The sequence below is a fragment of the Mycobacterium sp. UNC410CL29Cvi84 genome, assembly GCF_000686745.1.
GTDB lineage: Bacteria > Actinomycetota > Actinomycetes > Mycobacteriales > Mycobacteriaceae > Mycobacterium > Mycobacterium mucogenicum_B.
The window spans coordinates 114,798-136,389 of the sequence record NZ_JMLM01000011.1 but is presented as its reverse complement, the minus strand read 5'-3'; the positions used below and the strand labels follow the sequence as shown (position 1 = coordinate 136,389).

Genomic DNA, 21,592 nt, shown 5'->3' with positions numbered 1-21,592 from the left:
AAGGGCTACAGCAGCTCCAACAAAAACGGTAACTCCTGAGCGGCGTACCACGCCAGATCATGATCCTGAGCATCTCCGACAGTGAGCTCGGCGTCCTCGTCACCGAGGTCGGCGGCGTCCACGACGGCCACCGCAGCAAGCACCGCCGGCTCAGCCGCCGAGTTGTCGACGTACGCCGCGATCACGTCGGCCAGCTTGATGGGCCCGGCCAGGCGCACCACCGCGTCGTCCAGATCGGGGCGCACCGTCACGTCGTCGGCCTCGGCCTCCAGTACCGCGCGCCGCGGCGGCAATCCGGCTTCCTCGCCGGCCAGCAGCCGCAGCGACGCCAGCGCCGCTTCCTGCAGCGCGATCTCGCCCAGCTCGTCCTCGTCGCCGTGCGCGTACGCCTCACGCAGGGTCGGCGTCACCGCGAACGCGGTACCGCTGCGGGCCGGCATCACCCCGTCTGCCACGAGTTGCGTGAGCATGGCCAGGGTCGCCGGAATGTAGACGCGCACCAGGGCACTCTAGAGGGATTTCTCGGGATCGCCCATCAGCTCGGCCACGTGATCTGGCACATAGGTGGTGAGTTCGCGCGACGGCCGGACGTACGTCCCCGTCACCACCGGACGCTCCGGCAGCTCGACCTTCGCGTGGTCGACCGCGGTGTACGGGATCGTCGACAGCAGGTGCGCGATCATGTTCAGCCGCGCGTGCTTCTTCACGTCCGATTCGACGACGAACCACGGGCTCTGCGGGGTGTCGCAGTGGACCATCATCTGGTCCTTGGCCCGGGAGTAGTCCTCCCAGCGGTACACCGACTCGAGATCCATGGGCGAGAGCTTCCACTGCCGGACGGGGTCGTTCAGGCGCGACCGGAACCGCTTGAGCTGTTCCGCGTCGGACACCGAGAACCAGTACTTGCGCAGGATGATGCCGTCGTCGATCAGCATCTGTTCGAAGATCGGGGTCTGCCGCAGGAACAGTGCATGTTCCTGCGGGGTGCAGAACCCCATCACCGTCTCCACGCCGGCCCGGTTGTACCAGGACCGGTCGAACAGCACGATCTCGCCTTTGGCCGGCAGGTGCGCGATGTAGCGCTGGTAGTACCACTCGCCCCGTTCCCGGTCACTCGGCGCGGGCAGCGCCGCGACCCGGGCGATGCGCGGGCTCAGGTATTCGGTGATGCGCTTGATGGTGCCGCCCTTGCCCGCGGCGTCGCGGCCCTCGAAGACGATGACGATGCGGGCGCCGGTGGCACGTACCCACTCCTGCAGCTTCACCAGCTCGGTCTGCAGCCGGAAGATCTCGGCCTCGTAGACATCGTTGGGGATCTTGCGGGTCCGCTTTTTCGACGTCATCAGCGTGCCGCCTCCCGCAGCTCGTCGAGCGCTTCGCGCAGCAGGCTGGGAAACACGTCGACGTCACTCATGGCCTCACGGTCGGCGTTGATGCCGTAGTAGAGGCTGCCGTTGTACGACGTGATGCCGAGCGCCAGCACCTGATTGTTCAGCAGCGGCGGCACCGCGTAGGTGTCCAGCAACTTGGTGCCCGCGACGTACATCTGCTTCTGCGCGCCCGGCACGTTGGTGATCAACAGGTTGAACTGCCGCGCCGGGAAGCTCGTCGCGACGCGGGTGCCCATGGCGTGCAGCGTCGGCGGCGCGAAGCCCGACAGCGTGACGATGGTGCGCGCGTCGACCGGGGTGGTCGTGGTGGCCTGCGTCTCGGTGGCGTGCGCGATCTGGGACAGCCGCACGAGCGCGTTGTTCTCACCCACCGGCAGGTCGACCAGGAACGGCGTCACCTCGCTGATCGCCTGCCCAGGGCCGGCGGTCTCGAGGTGGTCGGTTTCGGGGTACACCGACATCGGCGCCATGGCCCGCACCGTCAGGCCCGTCGACACCGACTGACCGCGGGACATCAGCCAGTTCCGCAGCGCGCCGGTCACCACCGACAGCACGACGTCGTTGACGTCGCACTCGAAGCGCGTCCGCAGCTGGCGGTACTCCTCCAGCTCGTGCTTGGCGACGGTGAACCGCCGGTTGCGCGACACCGTCGCGTTCAGCGGGCTGCTCGGTGCGGTACCCCGCACCAGCGTGCGCGCCATGTCGATGACCCGCCGGCCGGCCTCGACGAACTGTTCGGTGCTCGAGATCATGTCCGCCGCCGCCGACTGCACGGCGGCCAACTGCGCCGTCGGGCGGGTGATCCACTCCCCGATTGCGCCCAGCAGCAGCGAGGCGTCGCTGGGCTCGCGGCCCGGGATCCAGATGTCCTCGCCGAACTCGGGCGGCTTCTGGGTCCGGTCGGCGATGACGTGCCCGATCTCCAGCGCCGTCATGCCGTTGACGAGCGCCTGGTGGGTCTTGGTGTAGATCGCCAGGCGATTGTCGGAAAGCCCTTCGACAAGGCACATCTCCCACAGTGGCCGCGTCTTGTCCAGCGGCCGCGAGCCCAGCCGGGCCACCAGATCATGCAGCTGGGCATCACTGCCCGGAGACGGCAGCGCCGAGCGCCGGATGTGATACGTGATGTCGAAGTCGCGGTCGTCGACCCAGACCGGCCGGGCCAGGCCAAGGGTGACCTCGCGGACCTTCTGCCGGTAGCGCGGGATCTGCGGGAGCCGGGCCTCGACGGTCGCCAGCAGCGTCTCGTAGCTCAGGCCGGCTCGCGGTCGCCGCAAGATGGACAGCGTCCCGACGTACATGGGTGTCGATGAGTCTTCCAGCCCGTAGAACGACGCGTCCGACGCCGACAACCGGGTCACCATGCAGCCGCTCCCCCTTCACCTCCTGAACGACCCCGTCACGGTATCCCCGGGACCGGTCCCCCGCAGCACCGGATCGGCGAATTGGCGTCGAGCACCTGGTGAAACCGGTGCGATGATTTACCCGTCTGCGACTCTCCAGCAGATGCGTCTCATGCACCTGACCGACCGCTGGAGAGATTTCATGACCGCATCGACCCGCATCGACGTCGACCTGACCGCGCCGATCGTCGACTACGAGCCCACGCCGATCGAGACGGGCGCGACGGTCCGGGCGCCAAACCGGCTGCAGGTGGTGGCCGATCCCGAACCCGGCCGCGTCACCGCATCCCCCGTCGAATCTCGGCTCGAGGTCACGCCGCCCAGCGCCGCGCTGATGTTCGCCGACGCCGCACTGCGCCGGGTCCTGGAGGTCAGCGACCGTCGCCGGCCGATGGCGCAGCTGCGGCCACTGGTCACCGCCACGCTGTTCGACGCCATGTCGTCGTGGCCCCGCCACACCCGGACCGACGGCACGGCAGCGCTGCGCCGCGTGCGGCTACGCACCGCCCGCGAACAGGACGGGCTGCCCACGGCTGTCGAGGTGTTCGCCACCTTCAGCCGCGGGCCACGCCTGCACGCCGCCGCCGGACGCATCGAAATGCTGGGTGGGCGTTGGCAATTCGTGGCCCTGCAGCTGGGTTGAGCGGGTTACCGCCGCTTCTGCTTGCGCGCGGCCTCGCGACGTTCCCGGCGCGAGCCCGGGCCGACCGCGTGCCGGCCACCTTCGCGACGAACCTCCGCGGACCCGTCCTCGGCCGGACCGCTGTAGGTCATGGCCGGAGCCCTGTCCTCAATTCCCTTGGCGCGCAACGCGGCCGGCGCGGCCTGCTCTTGCGCGGCGTTCTGTTCGGCCTCCGCGGCGAACTGCGCGAGCCCCTGCGGCGCGGCGACCGGGGCCACCTGCGGCGCTTGCTGAGCCTCGACCTGCACGTTGAACAGGAAGCCGACCGACTCCTCCTTCAGCCCTTCGAGCATGCCCGTGAACATGTCGAAGCCCTCGCGCTGGTACTCGACCAGCGGGTCGCGCTGCGCCATGGCCCGCAGACCGATGCCTTCCTTGAGGTAGTCCATCTCGTAGAGGTGCTCGCGCCACTTGCGGTCGATGACGTTCAGCAGGACGCTGCGTTCCAGCTGCCGCATGGCACCGGGACCGGCGATGGCCTCCAGGTCGGCTTCGCGCTTCGCGTAGGCCTTTTCGGCGTCGGCGATCAGCGCGTCGCGCAGCTCGTCCTGGGTCAGCTCGCCGGGCTCGCCGACCGCGTCGGAGTCGATCAGGTTGTGGTAGTCCAGGCCCACCGGGTACAGCGTCTTGAGCGCGTCCCACAGCTTGCCCAGGTCCCAGTCCTCGGCGTAGCCCTCGGCGGTGGCGCCGTCGACGTACGCGGTGACGACGTCGACCAGCATCTTGTGGGCCGTGTCCTGCACGTCCTCACCCTCGAGGATCGCCTTGCGCTCGCGGTAGATGACCTTGCGCTGCTGGTTCATCACCTCGTCGTACTTGAGGACGTTCTTGCGGACCTCGAAGTTCTGCTGCTCGACCTGGGTCTGCGCGCTCTTGATCGCGCGGGTCACCATCTTGGCCTCGATCGGCACGTCGTCCGGCAGGTTCAGCCGGGTCAGCAGCGCCTCGAGGGTGGCGCCGTTGAAGCGGCGCATCAGCTCGTCGGACAGCGACAGGAAGAACCGGGACTCGCCCGGGTCGCCCTGACGGCCGGAGCGGCCGCGCAGCTGGTTGTCGATACGGCGGGACTCGTGCCGCTCGGTGCCCAGCACGTACAGGCCACCGACCTCGCGAACCTTCTTGGCCTCTTCCTCGACCAGCTCCTTGACCTTGGGCAGCTCCTGGTGCCAGGCCGCTTCGTACTCTTCGGGCGTCTCGACCGGATCCAGGCCGCGCTTGCGCAGGCGCGCGTCGGCGATGAAGTCGACGTTGCCGCCCAGCACGATGTCGGTACCACGACCGGCCATGTTGGTGGCGACCGTGACGGCCTTCAGCCGGCCGGCCTCGGCGATGATGCTCGCCTCCTGCTCGTGGTACTTGGCGTTGAGCACGTTGTGCGGGATGCGGCGCTTGGTGAACTGCTTGGACAGGTACTCCGAGCGCTCGACGCTGGTGGTACCGATCAGGACCGGCTGGCCCTTCTCGTAGCGCTCCTGCACGTCGTCGACGACGGCGATGTACTTCGCCTCTTCGGTCTTGTAGATCAGGTCGGACTGGTCCTGGCGGATCATGGCCCGGTTGGTGGGGATCTGCACCACGCCCAGCTTGTAGATCTCGTGCAGCTCGGCGGCCTCGGTCTCGGCGGTACCCGTCATACCGGACAGCTTGTCGTAGAGGCGGAAGTAGTTCTGCAGCGTGATGGTGGCCAGGGTCTGGTTCTCGGCCTTGATCTCGACGTGCTCCTTGGCCTCGATGGCCTGGTGCATGCCCTCGTTGTAGCGGCGGCCGACCAGCACGCGGCCGGTGAACTCGTCGACGATGACGACCTCACCGTCGCGGACGATGTAGTCCTTGTCGCGCTGGAACAGTTCCTTGGCCTTGATGGCGTTGTTCAGGTAGCTGACCAGCGGCGAGTTGGCGGCCTCGTAGAGGTTGTCGATGCCGAGCTGGTTCTCGACGAACTCCACGCCCGCCTCGTGCACACCGATGGTGCGCTTGCGGATATCGACCTCGTAGTGGACGTCCTTCTCCATGAGCGGCGCGATGCGCGCGAACTCGGTGTACCAGTTGGACGCGCCGTCGGCCGGGCCCGAGATGATCAACGGGGTACGGGCCTCGTCGATGAGGATCGAGTCGACCTCGTCGACGATGGCGAAGTTGTGGCCGCGCTGCACCATGTCGTCGACCGAGTGCGCCATGTTGTCGCGCAGGTAGTCGAAGCCGAACTCGTTGTTGGTGCCGTAGGTGATGTCGGCGTTGTACGCGGCACGACGCTCTTCCGGCGTCAGCTGCGACAGGATCACCCCGACCTCCAGGCCGAGGAAGCGGTGCACGCGGCCCATCCACTCGCTGTCGCGCTTGGCCAGGTAGTCGTTGACGGTGACGACGTGCACGCCCTTGCCCGAGAGGGCGTTCAGGTAGGCCGGGAGCACACAGGTCAGGGTCTTGCCCTCACCGGTCTTCATCTCGGCGACGTTGCCGTAGTGCAGCGCGGCACCACCCATCACCTGAACATCGAAGTGACGCTGGTCCAGCACGCGCCAGGCCGCCTCGCGGGCGACGGCGAAGGCCTCGGGCAGCAGGTCGTCGAGCGACTCGCCGTCGGCGATGCGCTTCTTGAACTCTTCGGTCTTGCCGCGCAGCTCGTCGTCAGACAGCTTCTCGACGTCATCGGACAAGGTGTTGACATAGTCGGCGACCTTTTGCAGGCGCTTGACCATGCGGCCTTCACCGATGCGGAGCAACTTCGACAGCACGCTTTTCCCCTGTGGGTCTGGAACGGATATACGTCAGCGGGTTAGACGTGACCATCGTAGGTGACCGGGGGAATCGGCAGATAAGAGTGCGCCCCCGGCGGTTCGGCCGGGGGCGCAGCACTGGAAACTCAGGACAGGCGGATCAATCCGTAGTCGTAGGCGTGTCTGCGGTAGACCACCGTCGGCCGGTCGCTCTCCTTGTCATGGAACAGGAAGAAGTCGTGTCCGACCAGCTCCATCTCGTACAGCGCGTCGTCGACCGTCATCGGGTTGGCCGGGTGCTCCTTCACGCGGACCACCTGGCCCGGAACGTGGTCATCGACCTCGGCGGTGGCCGCCTGGTTCGGCACCTCGGGCAGATCCTCGGGCGGGACGATGGACGTCGCTTCGGCCAGACCCACCGGGGTCTTGTCGCCGTAGTGAATCTTGCGACGGTCCTTGCTGCGCCTGAGCCGATTCTCGAGTTTGCCGACGGCCGATTCGAGGGCGGCGTAGAAGCTGTCCGCGCAGCCTTCGCCGCGAACGACCGGCCCGCGCCCGCGTGCCGTGATCTCGACATGCTGGCAGTTCTTGCGCTGGCGCCGGTTCTTCTCGTGGTCGAGTTCGACGTCGAAAAGGTAGATGGTGCGATCGAAGCGCTCCAATCGAGCGAGCTTCTCGGAAACGTAGATGCGGAAGTGTTCGGGGACCTCGACGTTGCGGCCCTTGACGACGACGTCGGCGTGCGGTTCGGGCGCAGGCTCGGCATCGTCGGCAAACATGGTCGAGCGGGCAGAATCCACGGATTGGGTTGTCATGCTTAGCAACTCGCTTCTCTCTCGCAGTGCACGTGTGTCTCTTCTTGCACACGGTCTGAACTACGCGCCGAGCGGGTCTGCAAGTCGCCGCAGCCCGGCGCAAGGTGTTGAGTACTCACCTCCTACCGCTGTCAGCGATTTGGTACCGAGTGAATATGTCGGTACCGCCGTGAGGCTTCACGGGTGGTTGCAGCCGACGGTAGTCCGAGTTCACCTAGTCGTGCCACCGATTTCGCATACCGGTTTTGAGAACTTCATATCGAGTTGATGTAGGTACTGCTCCGGCCGTGTCGCACCGCCCAGAGGCTCACGCGTGTGCTATTGCGAGCACCGCCGCCACCTGCGTTCCGGATGTTTGCAGGACCCGAACCGCCTCGGCTGCCGTGGTACCCGTCGTCACCACGTCGTCGAACACCACCGCCTCCCCGCGCACCGGAGAACGCAGCCGCACCCGGCCCCGGATGTTGCGCTGTCTTTGTGCGCTGGAGAGTCCGACGGAGTCTCTGGTGAAGGCCCGCATCGCCAACGCCGGTTCCACCGTCACGCCCGGTAGACCCGCGGCCGCGGCGCGGACGATCTTCGCGACGGGGTCGCCGCCGCGGCGTCGGGCGGCCAGGCTCCGGGTCGGCGCGGGCACCACCGTCAGCGGCGGCACGATCAGGCCCCAGACCATCAGGGTCCGCAGCGCCGCGGCGACCGCGTCGGCCAGCGGCACGACGAGGTCTGTTCGGCCGTGTTCCTTGAGGCCCACGATGGCCCGTCGTCTGGCCCCGGCGTAGCGCCCGAGCGCCAAGACCGGAACCCCGGGGTCCTCCCGCGGCGAGACGACGTGCGGCTCGTCGGGGCGGACGGTCAGTTCCGCCGCGCAGGCCGGACACCAGCGGGTCGACGGCGCACCGCAGCCACCGCATTCGACGGGCAGGACCAGGTCGAGCATGGGGTCAGCATGACTCGGGGGTACGACACCAGTTGGTGTCGGTGCGTCCCCGATTCTGGCCATATCCTGGGAATCAACTGAATGGGGGGCAGATGGGGCGGCTCGAAGTTGAGGTGTCGGCGTTGACGGCTGCCTCGCAACGGTTCAAAGACGCGGCGCAGCAACTGCAGGACGCACTGTCCAGCGTGGATCTGGAAACCACCCAGTTGTTGGGGTCGGGCTGGAAAGGTGGCGCGGCAACAGCTTTCGGGACGGCATGGGACGGCTGGCACAACGGCGCGGGCCAGGTCGTGCGCGGGTTGCAGTCGATGGGCGACATGCTGTCGCTGGCCGGCAAGGAATACGCCAAGACCGACTCCGACAGCGCGGGAGCGTTGCGATCGGCGATGGGAGGCGGCGGTGGTGCTGCCGGCGGCGGTGGTTCCGGCAGTGGTTCGGGCCCCAGTGCTGGTTCCGGTTCGGGTGCAGGTGCCGCCGCGTCTGGTAGTTCGTCTGGCGGCGCTGGTGGAGCCGAGCAGTTGGCGAGTCTGGCCCAGCAGATGGTTGGCGCGCTGGGACAGGTCGGTCAGGCGGCCGGCGGGTTGTCCGGGGCCGCCGGCCAGGCCGCTCAGTTGGCCACCGGGATCGTGCAGGCCGCGACCCAAGCCGCGGCGCAGGGCCAGCAAGGTGGCGCGGAGTCCGCCGGCAAGGATGCTGCCGACGAAGGCAAGGCCGGTGAAGACGAAAACGACAGGGACAAGGACGAGAAGGACAAGGCCGAGCACGATCGCGACGGCGAATCCGAGGGCGCTGCAGGGCCTTCGGATGAGCAGCCTGGATTGAAAGCTCCCGTCGTCGACGGCCCGCCCGATGTCACAACGCCCGGTGAGTCACATCCAGTCCGGCCGCAGACGCGACCCGCTGACGGCCGGGAAGTGTGAGCGTGCTTGTCGTCGATTTCGCGGCCATGGAGGGCGCGATCACCCATCTGGAGCAGTTCGGGAAAACCGTCCAAGAAGTCTTGGAGGACGTCGACCAGGCGATGGCGGTGTTGCACGCGACCTGGCATGGCGAGGCCTCGGACGCCCAGGCCCAGTTTCAGCAGCAGTGGGAGGACGGCGCTCGCCTGATGAACGAGCAGCTGACGAAGTTGAAGGGCGTTCTGGCCGGGGCGAAGAAGAACTACACCGACGCCGCCTCCCGAAACGGAGAGATGTGGGATTAGTCGCGGTCGACGGGGGATGCGGTGCCCGGCCGCATTGAGGTTGAGCCCGATGCGCTGATCGCCGCGGGTCAGATTGTGCTAGCAGCGGGCGAGCAGTTGGGTGCGCTGTCGGAAGCGGTAAAGCCCATGGTCGCCGAGGGTTTGGCCTCGGGTTTCGACCTCGCTGGGTTCAACATGGGCGTGCAGTACGGGCGGCAAAGCCAGGAGTTCACCAACACGTTGGCCACCGCGGCGAACGCGTTCAAGAGTGTCGGCTACCGGCTGATGGCATCGGGCTACAACTACCGCAATGCTGATGAGGCATCCACGATCGGCGGGCCGGGGCCTTCTGGAGGGCTGGGCCCTGCGCCGCAGGAATCCCACCCGGGGCAGGCCGCGCGAGTGCCGCAGAACTTGCTGGTTCCACCGCCGCCCAAATGGAACCTGATCACGATGTTCCTGCCGCTGAATATGTGGCCCAACGGTCATGCCGGATTGATGAAAGTCACTGCTGCGCAGTGGCGCAACTTCGCCAACGGGTTCAAAGTCTTCGAGTCCATGCTGGCTGCACCGAAGACAGTGGTCGGCGCCCAGCACTTAGACGAGTCCGGAAAGATGACGGAGGCGCTCAACAAACTCGGCACCAACATCACCGCCTTGACGGAAATTTCCGACAACGTCGCCAAGGCGGTCGAGGATTACGCCAACGAGGTCCAGGAAACCCAGAACGCGATCCGCAGAATTCTGAATCGGATGTCCCTGAGCGGTCTGTACGACGCCGCGAAAGACATCCTCACCGGTGACGGCATGAAACTCGTGCGGGAGGTCGCCAACGACATCAAGGCGTTGTGGCACAACTTTCAAACCATCGTCAAAGCGATCACCGGACTGCTGGGTGAAGCGCTCACACTGCTCGGTGAAAAAGTCGAAGAGTTCCAGAAACTGATCCGCCCGGTGTTGATCGCTGCGTTCGGCGAGGACATCGGCGGCGCGTTGGCCGAAGGGATCAAGTTCTACACCGATGTGCAGGTCGGCCTGATATCAGGGCTGGTCGGGACCGTCTCAGGGCTTGTGTCGCTGGCCGATTTCGACACCTGGAAAGGGATGTACGAAGTCGCCACGATGATCGCCAAAGATCCGTCCAAGACCGACGACGTGCTCATCGCCATGGGGAAACAGTTTGTCGCGTGGGACAAATGGTCGGGCGACCACCCCGGGCGGGCGTTGGGTGAAGCGGGCTTCAACATCGGATCGTTGTTCGTTCCCGGCGGCGCTCTCAGCAAGACCGGGTCGGTGGCCAAGGGCGCAAAGCTCGCCAAAGATCTGGCCAGCGGGGAACGGAAGCTGTCCGACCTCGCCAAGTTCGGATCCCGCGGCCGCGGCTCGGTCGACGCGGGGGACTCCCCTGGCCTGGAAGGCCTTAGCGATCTCGGCAGCCGCACCCAGGCCCCGCGCTTTGACGCCGGGGCGATGCCTGAGATCGGAGACGCCCCGCGGCCACCCTCGATCGGTGACTCACCTGCGGGTACACCGCGTGGGCTGGGTGGGCCACCAGACCCACCCGGTCCCGATCACACCCCGGTACGGCCCGGCGGGGACGGACCCGGCCAGCATTCGGGCCCGCAGGAACACACATCGGGGACCGCCGATGCGGGGCCGTCCCGCAACGAAGGTCCCCAATCATCTGGTGGGCCATCACATTCCGGAGACGGTCCGCAGTCGAACAGTGGCCCTGGCACCAACGGCCAAGGCTCCCACGGCCCCAGCTTTGACGGTCCGCGATCGAGTGAACCACCCGCCGCCGGCCACACCCCATCGGATGCGTCGTCGGGGCCGTCGCAATCGCAGCATTCCCCGCAAACCTCCACGGACACAAGCGCACACGACCAGAGCAACAATTCGCCGGCCCACGATCAGCGGGGCGGCCACGACACGGCCGGCTCCCACGACACCGGCGGCCACACGCCAAACGACACCGGACACCGCAGCGACGCCGATAGCCGCCCCAGCGATCACACCTCCGGTGCGGAACGCCACTCGGGCGGCGGTGAGCATCCCGCTAGCGGCGAAAATCATTCCCCCACAGATCATTCCCGCACCCACGACTCGCCCACCACCGATGGTGCGCACCGCACCGATCACACCGCGCCGTCGCACCTTACTGACGCTCCCGTCCACCGCGATACGGGCACCAACGCCTCGACCAACTCACTGGCCAACGCGATGAACATGGGCGGCCCCATCGGACCCATGGGCCACCATTCCCCCGGTGGCCACAGCTCGAGCCCGACCAGCAGTCACACTTCCACCCCCAACGCGGAGCGACCCGCGGGGTCCCCCACTCCACGCGATACCCCAGCGAAAAACTCGCCGCCGCAGCGGCCACCAGAACGAACCGCCGCCGCCGGTCCAGCACGCGACACCAATCCCAGCCCGCCGGTGAAACCCTCTGCCGCGCAGGGAGAACCACACGCCCCCGAGCACAAACAGCCCAGCACCGAGCAACCTCAGCGACCGCCGGCTCCGTCAGAGCCTCATCACGATTCAAGCCCGCGCACCGATCAGGGCGCGCAGAACCCGCGGCCCACCGCTGAGCACCCGCAACCCACGCCAAGCGGTCCACACACTGAGGATCACGCTCCGAGCGGAACACCGAGCCACGCCGGCGACCGATCCGACGCGCCACGGCCGGACCCGGTCGATGCGGTGACACCAGTGCTCGATCGGCACGGTGTGACCCTGAACGAGTTCATCGACTGGCAACGCACGGCCGCGGTAGTGGGTCGCGAACACCTGGCCGAGCACTTCAGTCGTGAGCAATTGCAGGTGATGTACGAGGCACGGATGGCCCATCCGCACCCTGGCCCCAACGACGCCATTCAGAAGGTCGTCGGCGACAGCGTGGTGGACTCGATCTTGAATCAGGTCCGGAACCCCGGTGCGCCTTACAGCACGAACCCCAACTACCACGCCAATGACGTTGGCGGGTGCGTCTCCGTGCGGTCAGATGCCGATGGGCTACGAACCCCGTCTGACCTGCTACACGGCCTGCGTCTGGACTATGGGGAATGGTCGCCCTATGAGGTATTCACTACCACCGATCATGCTTACGTCATTGAAGGCCGCACCCGAGCGGGTGAGTTCTCAGTTCCAAATGGTCACGTCACCGCCCATCTCGGCATATCCGACGAACTCACCCGCGACTTGAGTAGCGGAATGCCACCGCACACTGGCACCGGGTATACCGGCGCAGAACATGGCCTCAACCCCGAATACCAACTCACACGCGGCAAGTGGGAGCCCGGAGCGACGCTCGTCCGCATCGACCCAGACGGATCGCGCCATCCGGTCGCGGCGCTCGACGAATCCGGCAAAAACTGGGTATCTACCAAGGAACCCGGTGATCACGTCGTCGATGGTTGGCCACAGCACAAGGGCGGCGACTGGGTCTTCCCGGATTCCACGCAGCACGGGCCACACCCAGAACCGCCCGATGCGACGCACCGCAGTCCCGAACTGGGCGACACTGGGCCACCTCCTGATCGACATTCCAGCACGGGGGCCCCAGATGCGTTCCGACACTCCGCTTTCGAGACCCCCGCGGGCGCCGCATTCTTCGACCCGGCGGATTCACACATGCGCTCGGCGGCCGGCGATGTTCCGAGATTCCCCGGTGAGTTCACCGTCGACGTACACGGCGATCACCACAGCGTGTCGGTGTACGACAGCGCCGGTAATCAGCATCGACTCTCGCCACACGATTTCGCCGATGCGATACGTAACAGCGGATGGGATGGGCAGACGCCCATCCGACTGATGTCCTGCGACACCGGCATGGGAAATCACTCGTTCGCCGCTGACCTGGCCCGTGAGCTCGGTGTGCGCGTCACGGCACCGGACCGGCCGGTATGGAGTTATCCCGACGGGCGCCCACCAGTGGTCACCGGTTTCGATCGCGGCCCCGACGGCGAACGCGTGCCGCGAATCCCACCCGATGGCAGTTGGCACCAATTCGAGCCCGACGGCACCACACGGCAGGTACTCGACTCGCCAGAACCGCAGCACGTCGAGGCGGACGGTCATCACGCCGACGAAAGTCCCGACGGCTCAGACCCACAGAGCCGCGCCGGGCGCGAGATCTCCGACGATCCGATTGATGGCCTGGAGGGGCGGCACCCACCAGCCAGCCTCCAGGAAAAGGTCGACGATTCCCGGTATCGGGAGAAGTATTACGACGAGGTGCGCACTCGCGATTCGCTGCGTGACGACAGCGCATCCACCGAGCCGGAATACCGGCGCAGAAACGAGAACCAACTCGACTTCGACGGAGACCAGGTACCGCTGATCCGCCGCGACGAAGGCGGCGCTCCGGTAGCGGTGCCAGACGGCTACGAGCGCGCAATCTTGGCAGACGGCGAGACGCTTCTTCATGAAGCCACTCCACAAGAACGCCATGACGCTCAAGGATTGATCGACCGCCGCGAAGCTGCCCGCGAACACGTTGTCGCAGCGGATGCCGCGTACCAGGCAGAGCGAATCAGCGGTGTCGAGGCGTCCCCCGAGACGATCAGTGAACGTCAGGCCGCATTCACTGAGCAGACCGCCGCCGGTGAGGCGTTGGGCGAGCACGCGGCCACCCATGCCATGGAGAACAGATTCCCTGGCAGCCAGTTCGACGTGACACCACTGCAGGAAGGGCAACGGGGCCCAGCCACTTTCGACCACGTCTACGAAGTTCGGGACCGCGAGAGCGGCGAGACACGCGTGGTCGTCGTGGAGGCCAAAGGACCCAGCGGACACCTTGGCACCCGCCTAGGCTTCGACGGGGTCAGCTACCAGCAAGGACATCGCCAGTATGCCGCGAGTGTCATCGATGCAATGAGGAACCATGGGCCGGAAGGACGACAATTGGCGCGTCGCCTGGACGCAGCATTGCAGACCGATGCGCTCGATTACTATTTGGTAAGAGCACGGGTGGATATCACCCCAGGTGGCGCCGAGTACGGCGGATTCCGCATGGACCGATTCGCGTTGGACTAGAACGGGGCGAGTGAAATTGCGATGCTAGTGATTAATCGGCACCAGATCGATCTGGATGACATTGAACAAAGAATCCAGGAACTGTTTGAAGACATCGATTTCACCCGAGGTCTGATCGAAGCGAAACCTCAATTGACGGAGCGGCTCTTTACCTACTCCAGCTGGATCGCGGATTATTCATCGGTCGAAGATCCGGACGCAGCACTCCTACGCATCTGGGATGCGACGTGGATGGCGATGCAAGCCGGCTCAGCGATGTTCCTCAACGCAAACAACAAGGACCGCGACATCGAGTTCACGCTCGGCTTCGATGACAAGGTCGCCACCACCGGCACCGGTCCGAACTCCAGCGCGACAGCCGGAAAATGGCTCGCTGCAATGTACTTCGCGATCGCCTGCCGCCGAGACGACCGCATAACATCCCTCTGCGCAACTCCCGTCGAGACGCTGCGAGCCGCCGGTGCGGCGTACGACGAGTACATCTACGACTGGGTGACCGCATTCCAGAAGTTCTTCCGCCGCGACGACGACGTTGTTCGGGCGATCATCACCGCAATGGAGGGCGCAGACCCGGAACGCGTGAAAATTGCCAAACCAGAACTACTGTTGCTGCTGTTGTATCCCCCGATCGAATTACTGTATTGCGTCACCCAGGGCAACGCCGAAGAATTCAACACCCGGCTGGCTCGGGCAATCGAAGACCACAAGAAGTTCTGGTCAAAAACCGCCGACAGACGCCGAGACGTCGAGGGGTTCATCGCGTGGGGTCCACTGGCGATGGCGTGTATTGCCCACGACATGGGCATGGCAATTACCGTCGAAACGCCGTACCTACCGAAGCACCTCATACTCGGCAGCCGCGCAACCGAATCACAATTCATCAGACAAAGCCGCCAACGCCGTGAATCATCCGCCAACGGACCGACCGAAGGAGACATCTAGGTGACAAAAGCCTTATCGGTCTCTCGGCCCGATCCCGCTGCCCCAGAGGGAGTTTCGCCCGACGCTTCGCTCCCCCGGCTCTCACGCGAGGACGCCGCACGGGTCGCCGACTATCTCGACGCCGGTGCGGTCGTGGCACGCACCACCGCACGGGCCATCGACCCCTGGTTGAACCCGCCGGCCGCCCAGGTGCCATTGACCAAGCGCACCGACGGCGTCTGGCGCTGGGACGACGAAGTCAGTTACTACGTCCGCAACTACGGGCTCTCCCCCGGCGCCGAATTCCTCAACTACCTACACCAACGCAACTTCACCCCACCCACCGTCAGCCCCGAACAAGTCAGCGCCGTCATCGACGAACTCTTCGGCAACCCGACCCAACCGCCACAACCGCTACTCGCCCTCGACGGCACGCAACTACTACCATGCGGTTACTACTGCATTTATCAGGGCCGCGCGTTCCACTGCGACCAGTACCGCCAACAAGTCCGCTTATCGGTAGATCCCGGAGAATCGATACCCGATGGATTCGAACCGAAAGATGACCGCAATGCCGGACCGCCGGCAATCGCCTACAAAACCGTCCCCGTCGCTGATATCACCGCCTTCTACCGCGCAATCACCACCTGCTGGTACAAAGGCGACCCGTTCTCGGTCGGGACGATTATCGGTACACGGTTTTACCTGAGCATCGGCGGCGGGCGCCGCGAAAAACTCGTGCGTCCAGAGCCACCTCATCCCACCATGAACGAGTGGGCTCAATTCCCCAATGCAGAGGTCCTCGGTATGGGGGAAATATCTGCGCAGATCGACATCATCGAAGCAGCCCGACTCACTATGGCGATCGTGCCCTATCGCGTGGATGGCGATTACCTCCTACCGGTCCACAACCCCACCAGAGGCCGCTACGCGGTACCGAAAGCCGACGAAATCTTCTACTTCCCCTCGCCGCAAGACAGCCCCTACCTCCCCGCCAACGACGCCATCACCACCATCACCGCCTACCTCGCCGCCCACGACCCCAACTACCCCACCACCGGAATCACACCCCAACGACTACGCGACGGATGGCGCCTCAACCCCACCACCGACGTACCGACGATCTACTACATCGCCGACGACAAACACATCATCACCGCACCCGCCACCGCACCAACCACCCACATCGACAGCCAACTGTCCGCCGAATTCCGCAGCCGCCACCCCATCGTGAACCCACCACCAGCGCACGACACCGGCACCGACATCTTCGACTGAGCCAAGTCAGCCCAGGACGATCGAGTCCCCCTGGACCTTGACGGCCTTGGCCTCGAGCGGCTTCTTGGCCGGCCCCTGCGCCACCGTCCCATCGAGGTTGAACTTGCTGCCATGGCAGGGGCACTTGATGGTTCCGTCGACGACCTCGCTGACGGTGCACCCCTGATGAGTGCAGATGGCCGACATGCCCTTGAACTCGCCGGCCGTCGGCTGCGTCACCACCACCTCGCCGACAATCACGCCCGAGCCCACCGGCACCGCCGAGGTCTTGACCAACCCGCTGTCAGCGGTCGGCGTCGTCCCACCGCCGGGCGTCGTGGCCGGAGTCTGGCTGGCGGCGGCGGGCGGCTTGCCGTAGGTCTGGCAGCCCGCTATCACCGTGGCGCCCAAGGCGATTCCCGTACCAGCCAGCACCTCGCGGCGACCCAGCTTGTCAGCAGCCATCAGAACTTCAACCCCTCTCCGACGAAAAGCCACAGCGCCGAGGTCAGCCAGAGGTACACCAGGCTGGTGAACACCGCACCGCCGAGCACTGGGATCGCCCAGCCCGGAACACCTTTGCGCGTCAGCAACAGCATCTTCGCGACGAACGCGCCGTAGAAGAAGCAACCCAGCAGCGAATGCGTGAGCACCCGGACATCGGTCGTCTGGAAACCCACGGCATACAGGCAGTGCACCGCGACCGGGACGGTCGCCAGCACGGCCAGCCGGCCCGACCACACATGTGCGGCACCTATCCACGTCGGTGCCTTCACCGGCAGCCTGCCGTACATCACCAGGGCCGAGAACACCTGGAACAGGCCGAGAGCCGCGGCCAGCGTGGCCAGCCACGCCTTCGCGTACAGCCCACTCGAGAAGCCGGCGAAGTTGACCGAGAAGAACTTCGGTTCATGGACCGATCCGAACACGCCCAGCCCGACCGCCACGACGGCCCCGATCAACAGCGCGACGACGAATCCGGCTCCGCGCGAAGGGATTTGGGCGCGCTGCGTCGGCGCGTCCCCCGCTGGGTCAGATGCCATCACTGTCTCCCTCCACGCGCTTGGCATCCGGGGTCAGAGCGGGGGCCGGTGCCGTCGCACCGTCGGCCGAACGCTGCACACCCGTCACCGCCTTGTCCGCACCGACGATCCAGCTGTTTCGCACGCCGTTGTTCTGGCTCACGTACAGGCCGGCCGGTGGCTGCACCGCGAAAGCGGTGAAAGGCCAACTCTTTTCGCCGATCGTCAAGGTGCCCGCCACGCTCTTGCCGTCATGGCGGCCCTCGAGATGGCTGGTCTTGTCCTTGCTCGTCAGGTTGACGACACCCGCTTCGGCCGGCCCGCTCAGCCAGGTTTCGACGGCCTTGCCGTCGCACGCGTAGGCACGGGCGGCCGCGCCCTTGACCGAGATGTCCAGCGTGATGACGCCGACCTTGGTCTCGACCTTGCCCTGGTAGTCGGCGGCGGCCGGGAAGGGCACCGCAGCTGGGGTGGTCGGGGTGGTCGGTGCGGCTTGACTCGTGGGCGGCGCGGCCTGGCTGGTCGATGTCACCGGTGCCGCTGGTTGCGACTCCTTGGACACATTCACGGCATAGATCCCGATGCCCAGGGCGGCGACCGCGCCCAGGGTAACGAGCGGACCCGCTACCTTCATGTTCACTCCTCGTCGGCTGTGAACCCGATGGCAACAATGATCCACCCGCGCGGACACGCGCTCATCAGATTCGGTGAGATATCGGGCCAATTTCAGTTAACGATTGGCCGACTCAACCGGAACAACGGAGCCGAGTCACAGAAGGTTCAAAGCGACTTTTCAGCCAGGGAGCACGGGCAGTGCGCCCGCGACCATCAGCGGCCGGACATCGGTCCACATGAGGTTGTTGTCCGCTGCCGAACCCGACAGCTGGAGAACGCCGCGTTGGTCGGCGAGGTACACCGTCGAGGTGTTCGCCGCCACGGTGGACACCGGGACGACCAGGTTCCGGGTGGGTCCGTCGGAGTTCACGCCGTCGAGGTTGACGTACGACACGGGGTGCGCGCCGTCGGTACGAGTCACCACGATGTCGTCGCCAGTGCGCCAGGACAGCGACTGCGCGGTGTTGCCCAGGCCGAAACCGAGCCGGCGTGGATAGGTGAGCGCGAGCTGGCCGCCCTCACGCTGCTCGACGCTCGCCAGGATCACCTGACCGTTGATCACCATCGCGGCGCGGGTGGCGTCGCGCGACAGCTGCAGTCCACTGATCGGCCCGGGGAACTTGGTGGCCACCGCCGACGAGTCGACGGGGATGCGGGCGGGTTGGCCCGACGCCGCCTCCTGGATGGCGCGCACGACGTTGGTGCCGTCGACCACGATCCAGATGGCGTCGTCGAGCGACCAACTGGGGCGTGACAGGGTGTGCGCGTCGAGCGCCTGTGCGGCGTCGCCGTTGACCGGACCCACCCACAGGGACTGCGCCATGTCCGGGGCGCCCGGCCGCAGTGTCACCACCGAGGCGACTTCCTGCCCACTGCGCGACAACGCCGCCGAGGTCTGGCCCGGCAGTTGGCCGAACGCGCCGGCAACCCGCGGCGCGTTGTCACCCTCCAGCGACACCAGCGATCCCCCGGCCAGGGCATGCAAGCCGGCCGCGGCGCCGGGGTCGGCACCCGGATCGGTGGCCGCGACGTCGGAGGTGTTCCAGCCTTCGGCGAAGCGGTCGTCGAGGGCGGCGCCGTCGGCGTTGATCACGTACGGGCCATTCACCCCGGCCCGGAACAGCGTCCAGATGATCTGTGCCGCAAGCAGTTGCCGGCTGTGCGGGTCGGTGGTCGACAGGCTCTCGAGGTCGATGCGGGCGCCACCATAACCGCGTCCGACACCGGTCTTGCCGCCGTCGGCCCGGGTCACCGGGCCGCGCAGCCGCAGCGGTGCGGCCATCAGATTCCGTACGCTGCTTGCCATCTCGGGTCGCGGCCCGGACAGCAGCTTGGTGACGAGTTCGGTGGCGAGTTGGTCCGGGTCGGACACCGCGACGTAGCGCGGGTCGGGCACGACGGTCTTGCCGGTGGGGTCGACGAAGTACAGCGTGTCCCGCTTGTAGGTGGACTGGAACTGCTGCCAGTCCAGGAACACGCCGTTGGGCAGCTTGTCGATGCGCCAGCCCCGCGGCGTCTTCACCAGGTCGATGGGTCCCGGGTCGGGCAGCGCACCCTCCCCCGTCTCGAACACCCCGACGTCCGACAGCGAACCCAGGATATCGGCGTGCATGGTCACCGAAACCTTGTCCGTGCCACGGGTTTCCACGAACACGACGCGGTCGATCAGCAGGGCGCTACCGGCGTCGTCCCACGACCGGGATGCCGATTCGGTGAGGAACTGGCGCGCCGCCAGGTGCCGGTTCGCGGGATCGGCGGTGGCTTTGAGGAATTCGCGCAGCAGCAGATCCGGGTCCATACCGGGCGACGGCGTCGGCAGGTTGCGCGGGGCCGGCCGGTCGACGGTGCCCACGGCCTGTGGTGCCGACGAACTGGGTACGCCGGCGCACCCCGTCAGGACCAGCATCAGCACCGCGCAGAGCGCCAGTGCCCCTCTCACGATGCGTCCCCCGCGGGCAGTTCCCCGGACGAGAGAGCCGTAACCGATTTGGGTCCAGTGGGTTTGAGTGGCAGGGGGCTGGTGGTCACCTTGTGGCCGCGCACCAGCGGCAGCGTGAGACGGAAGCAGGCGCCGTGGCCGGGTTCGCCCCAGGCCTCCAGCCGGCCCTGGTGCAGGCGCGCGTCCTCGATGCTGATGGCCAGGCCGAGGCCGGTGCCGCCGGAGCGCCGCACCCGCGAGGGGTCGGACCGCCAGAACCGGCTGAACACCATTTTCTCCTCGCCCGGTCGCAGACCCACGCCGAAATCGCGGACCGTCACTGCCACGGTATCCACATCGGCGGCCATCTTGATCTGAACGGGCTTCTTCTCCGCGTGGTCGATCGCGTTGGCGATGAGGTTGCGCAGGATGCGTTCGACGCGGCGCGGATCCACCTCGGCGATGACGGCTTCGTCCGGAAGATGCACGGCGAGTTTGATGTTCGCGTCGTCGGCGAGGTGGCCGACGTTGTCGAGCGCGCTCTGCACGGTGTCACGCAGGTCGACCGACTCCACCGACAGCTCGGCCACACCGGCGTCGTGCCGGGAGATTTCCAGCAGATCGGCCAGAAGCGTCTCGAAGCGGTCGAGCTCGTTGACCATCAACTCGGTCGAACGCCGCAGCGCCGGGTCGAGCTCCTCGCTGTGGTCGTAGATCAGATCAGCCGCCATGCGGACCGTCGTCAGCGGCGTCCGCAGCTCGTGGCTGACGTCAGAGGTGAAGCGGCGCTGCAGGTTTCCGAACTCTTCGAGCTGGGTGATCTGCTTGTGCAGGCTCTCGGCCATGTCGTTGAACGACACCGCCAGGCGCGCCATGTCGTCCTCACCGCGCACGGGCATGCGCTCGGTGAGGTGCCCCTCGGCGAACCGCTCGGCGATGCGCGACGCCGACCGCACCGGCAGCACGATCTGCCGGGCCACCAGCAGGGCGATGGCCGCGAGCAGGCCCAGCAGCACGATGCCACCGGTGGCCATGGTGCCGCGCACCAGCGCGATGGTGCTCTCTTCGTTGCTCAGCGGAAAGATCAGGTACAGCTCGAGATTGGTGACCTGCGACGACGTCGGGCTGCCGACGATCAGTGCGGGACCGGAGAACCCGTCGGTGTGCACGGTCGCGTACTGGTAGCTGACCTGGCCGGCTTTGACGAAGTCGCGCAAGGAGTTCGGAATCTCCCCCACCGGCCCTGCCGACGTGGCCGCGCGCGGGCCGTCACCCGGCACCACCAGCACCGCGTCGAACGCCCCGGCCAGCCGCGAGCCCGAGTCGACCTTGCGGTCGATGAGGGTGTTGCGTGCCAGCTGCAGGCTGCTGTTGAGCGAGCGCGTCTCTTCGCCGCCGACGATGCCGCTCACCGTCGTGCGGGCATGCTCGACCTCTTCGGTGCCGGCCCGGACCTTGGCTTCGAGAATGCGGTCGGTGATCTGGCTGGTCAGCACGAAACCCAGCACGAGGATGACGGCAAGGGACAACCCCAGCGTCAGGGACACCACACGCAGTTGCAGTGAGCGACGCCAGGCATAGCCGACCACCCGGCCGACAGCACCCAGCCCGCGCACGAAAGCGCCCGAGCCGAAACCGCCACGGATACGCCGTCGGGATCCCCAGATCACCGGCGCCCTACGGTCTCAGGC

At 66.3% G+C, this 21,592-nt stretch carries 17 protein-coding genes; 6 read left to right on the top strand and 11 right to left on the bottom strand.

Going from position 1 to position 21,592, the window contains the following annotated elements:
• Positions 1-5: 5 nt before the first annotated feature.
• Genes BR47_RS0116865 through BR47_RS0116855 form a run of 3 tightly spaced genes read right to left on the bottom strand, consistent with a single transcriptional unit; the run spans position 6 to position 2,755 of the window.
• Entirely contained in the window at positions 6-503 is a 498-nt protein-coding gene (locus BR47_RS0116865) for a DUF6912 family protein (RefSeq protein WP_090562365.1), read from the bottom strand.
• 6 nt (positions 504-509) lie between these two features.
• Positions 510-1,343 carry a polyphosphate kinase 2 gene (ppk2, locus tag BR47_RS0116860; protein WP_020102944.1) on the bottom strand — a complete coding sequence of 278 codons (834 nt, stop codon included), beginning with the start codon at positions 1,341-1,343 and terminating at the stop codon, positions 510-512.
• Positions 1,343-2,755, bottom strand: coding sequence for a WS/DGAT/MGAT family O-acyltransferase (locus BR47_RS0116855; protein WP_029120224.1), 1,413 nt, complete (start codon positions 2,753-2,755; stop codon positions 1,343-1,345). The genes ppk2 and BR47_RS0116855 overlap by 1 nt, the downstream gene beginning before the upstream one ends.
• 181 nt (positions 2,756-2,936) lie before the next feature.
• Between BR47_RS0116855 and BR47_RS0116850 the strand changes: the two genes are divergently transcribed.
• Positions 2,937-3,437 carry an Rv3235 family protein gene (locus tag BR47_RS0116850; RefSeq protein WP_036427525.1) on the top strand — a complete coding sequence of 167 codons (501 nt, stop codon included), beginning with the start codon at positions 2,937-2,939 and terminating at the stop codon, positions 3,435-3,437.
• Positions 3,438-3,442: 5 nt separating this feature from the next.
• Here BR47_RS0116850 and secA read toward each other — a convergent pair whose 3' ends face one another.
• The 3 genes from secA to BR47_RS0116835 all read right to left on the bottom strand — a co-directional run bounded on the left by secA (position 3,443) and on the right by BR47_RS0116835 (position 7,945).
• Positions 3,443-6,211, bottom strand: a complete 2,769-nt coding sequence (gene secA / locus BR47_RS0116845) for a preprotein translocase subunit SecA (RefSeq protein ID WP_029120222.1) — start codon at positions 6,209-6,211, stop codon at positions 3,443-3,445.
• 128 nt (positions 6,212-6,339) lie between these two features.
• On the bottom strand, positions 6,340-6,972 hold the full coding sequence (hpf, locus tag BR47_RS0116840) for a ribosome hibernation-promoting factor, HPF/YfiA family (RefSeq protein ID WP_020102940.1): 633 nt from the start codon (positions 6,970-6,972) through the stop codon (positions 6,340-6,342).
• Between the two features lie 343 nt (positions 6,973-7,315).
• On the bottom strand, positions 7,316-7,945 hold the full coding sequence (locus BR47_RS0116835; RefSeq protein ID WP_029120221.1) for a ComF family protein: 630 nt from the start codon (positions 7,943-7,945) through the stop codon (positions 7,316-7,318).
• Positions 7,946-8,037: 92 nt separating this feature from the next.
• Here BR47_RS0116835 and BR47_RS34035 point away from each other — a divergent pair, with 92 nt between their 5' ends.
• The 5 genes from BR47_RS34035 (at position 8,038) to BR47_RS0116810 (ending at position 16,367) form a co-directional block, all read left to right on the top strand.
• Positions 8,038-8,865 (top strand): WXG100 family type VII secretion target, encoded by an 828-nt coding sequence (locus BR47_RS34035; protein WP_051634855.1) that lies wholly within the window; start codon positions 8,038-8,040, stop codon positions 8,863-8,865.
• A 2-nt stretch (positions 8,866-8,867) separates the two neighbouring features.
• Positions 8,868-9,149, top strand: coding sequence for a WXG100 family type VII secretion target (locus BR47_RS0116825; protein ID WP_231388095.1), 282 nt, complete (start codon positions 8,868-8,870; stop codon positions 9,147-9,149).
• Positions 9,150-9,170: 21 nt separating this feature from the next.
• On the top strand, positions 9,171-14,168 hold the full coding sequence (locus BR47_RS0116820; protein WP_029120220.1) for a DUF8616 domain-containing protein: 4,998 nt from the start codon (positions 9,171-9,173) through the stop codon (positions 14,166-14,168).
• Between the two features lie 21 nt (positions 14,169-14,189).
• Complete coding sequence (locus tag BR47_RS30775; RefSeq protein ID WP_081831322.1) at positions 14,190-15,110, top strand: immunity 49 family protein; 921 nt, start codon at positions 14,190-14,192, stop codon at positions 15,108-15,110.
• Positions 15,111-15,242: 132 nt separating this feature from the next.
• Entirely contained in the window at positions 15,243-16,367 is a 1,125-nt protein-coding gene (locus BR47_RS0116810; protein ID WP_029120219.1) for a hypothetical protein, read from the top strand.
• A gap of 6 nt (positions 16,368-16,373) precedes the next feature.
• On the opposite strand, the gene BR47_RS0116805 is transcribed toward BR47_RS0116810, so the two are convergent.
• The 5 genes from BR47_RS0116805 to mtrB all read right to left on the bottom strand — a co-directional run bounded on the left by BR47_RS0116805 (position 16,374) and on the right by mtrB (position 21,571).
• A complete protein-coding gene (locus tag BR47_RS0116805) occupies positions 16,374-16,811 on the bottom strand; it encodes a QcrA and Rieske domain-containing protein (protein WP_029120218.1) in 438 nt (145 codons plus the stop codon).
• Positions 16,811-17,389 carry a DUF6529 family protein gene (locus tag BR47_RS0116800; RefSeq protein WP_036427495.1) on the bottom strand — a complete coding sequence of 193 codons (579 nt, stop codon included), beginning with the start codon at positions 17,387-17,389 and terminating at the stop codon, positions 16,811-16,813. The genes BR47_RS0116805 and BR47_RS0116800 overlap by 1 nt, the downstream gene beginning before the upstream one ends.
• Entirely contained in the window at positions 17,379-18,002 is a 624-nt protein-coding gene (locus BR47_RS30770; protein WP_036427524.1) for a hypothetical protein, read from the bottom strand. The genes BR47_RS0116800 and BR47_RS30770 overlap by 11 nt, the downstream gene beginning before the upstream one ends.
• A gap of 159 nt (positions 18,003-18,161) precedes the next feature.
• Complete coding sequence (gene lpqB / locus BR47_RS0116790; protein ID WP_177127326.1) at positions 18,162-19,910, bottom strand: MtrAB system accessory lipoprotein LpqB; 1,749 nt, start codon at positions 19,908-19,910, stop codon at positions 18,162-18,164.
• An 8-nt stretch (positions 19,911-19,918) separates the two neighbouring features.
• Positions 19,919-21,571 carry an MtrAB system histidine kinase MtrB gene (gene mtrB, locus BR47_RS0116785; RefSeq protein WP_029105562.1) on the bottom strand — a complete coding sequence of 551 codons (1,653 nt, stop codon included), beginning with the start codon at positions 21,569-21,571 and terminating at the stop codon, positions 19,919-19,921.
• Positions 21,572-21,592: the final 21 nt, after the last annotated feature.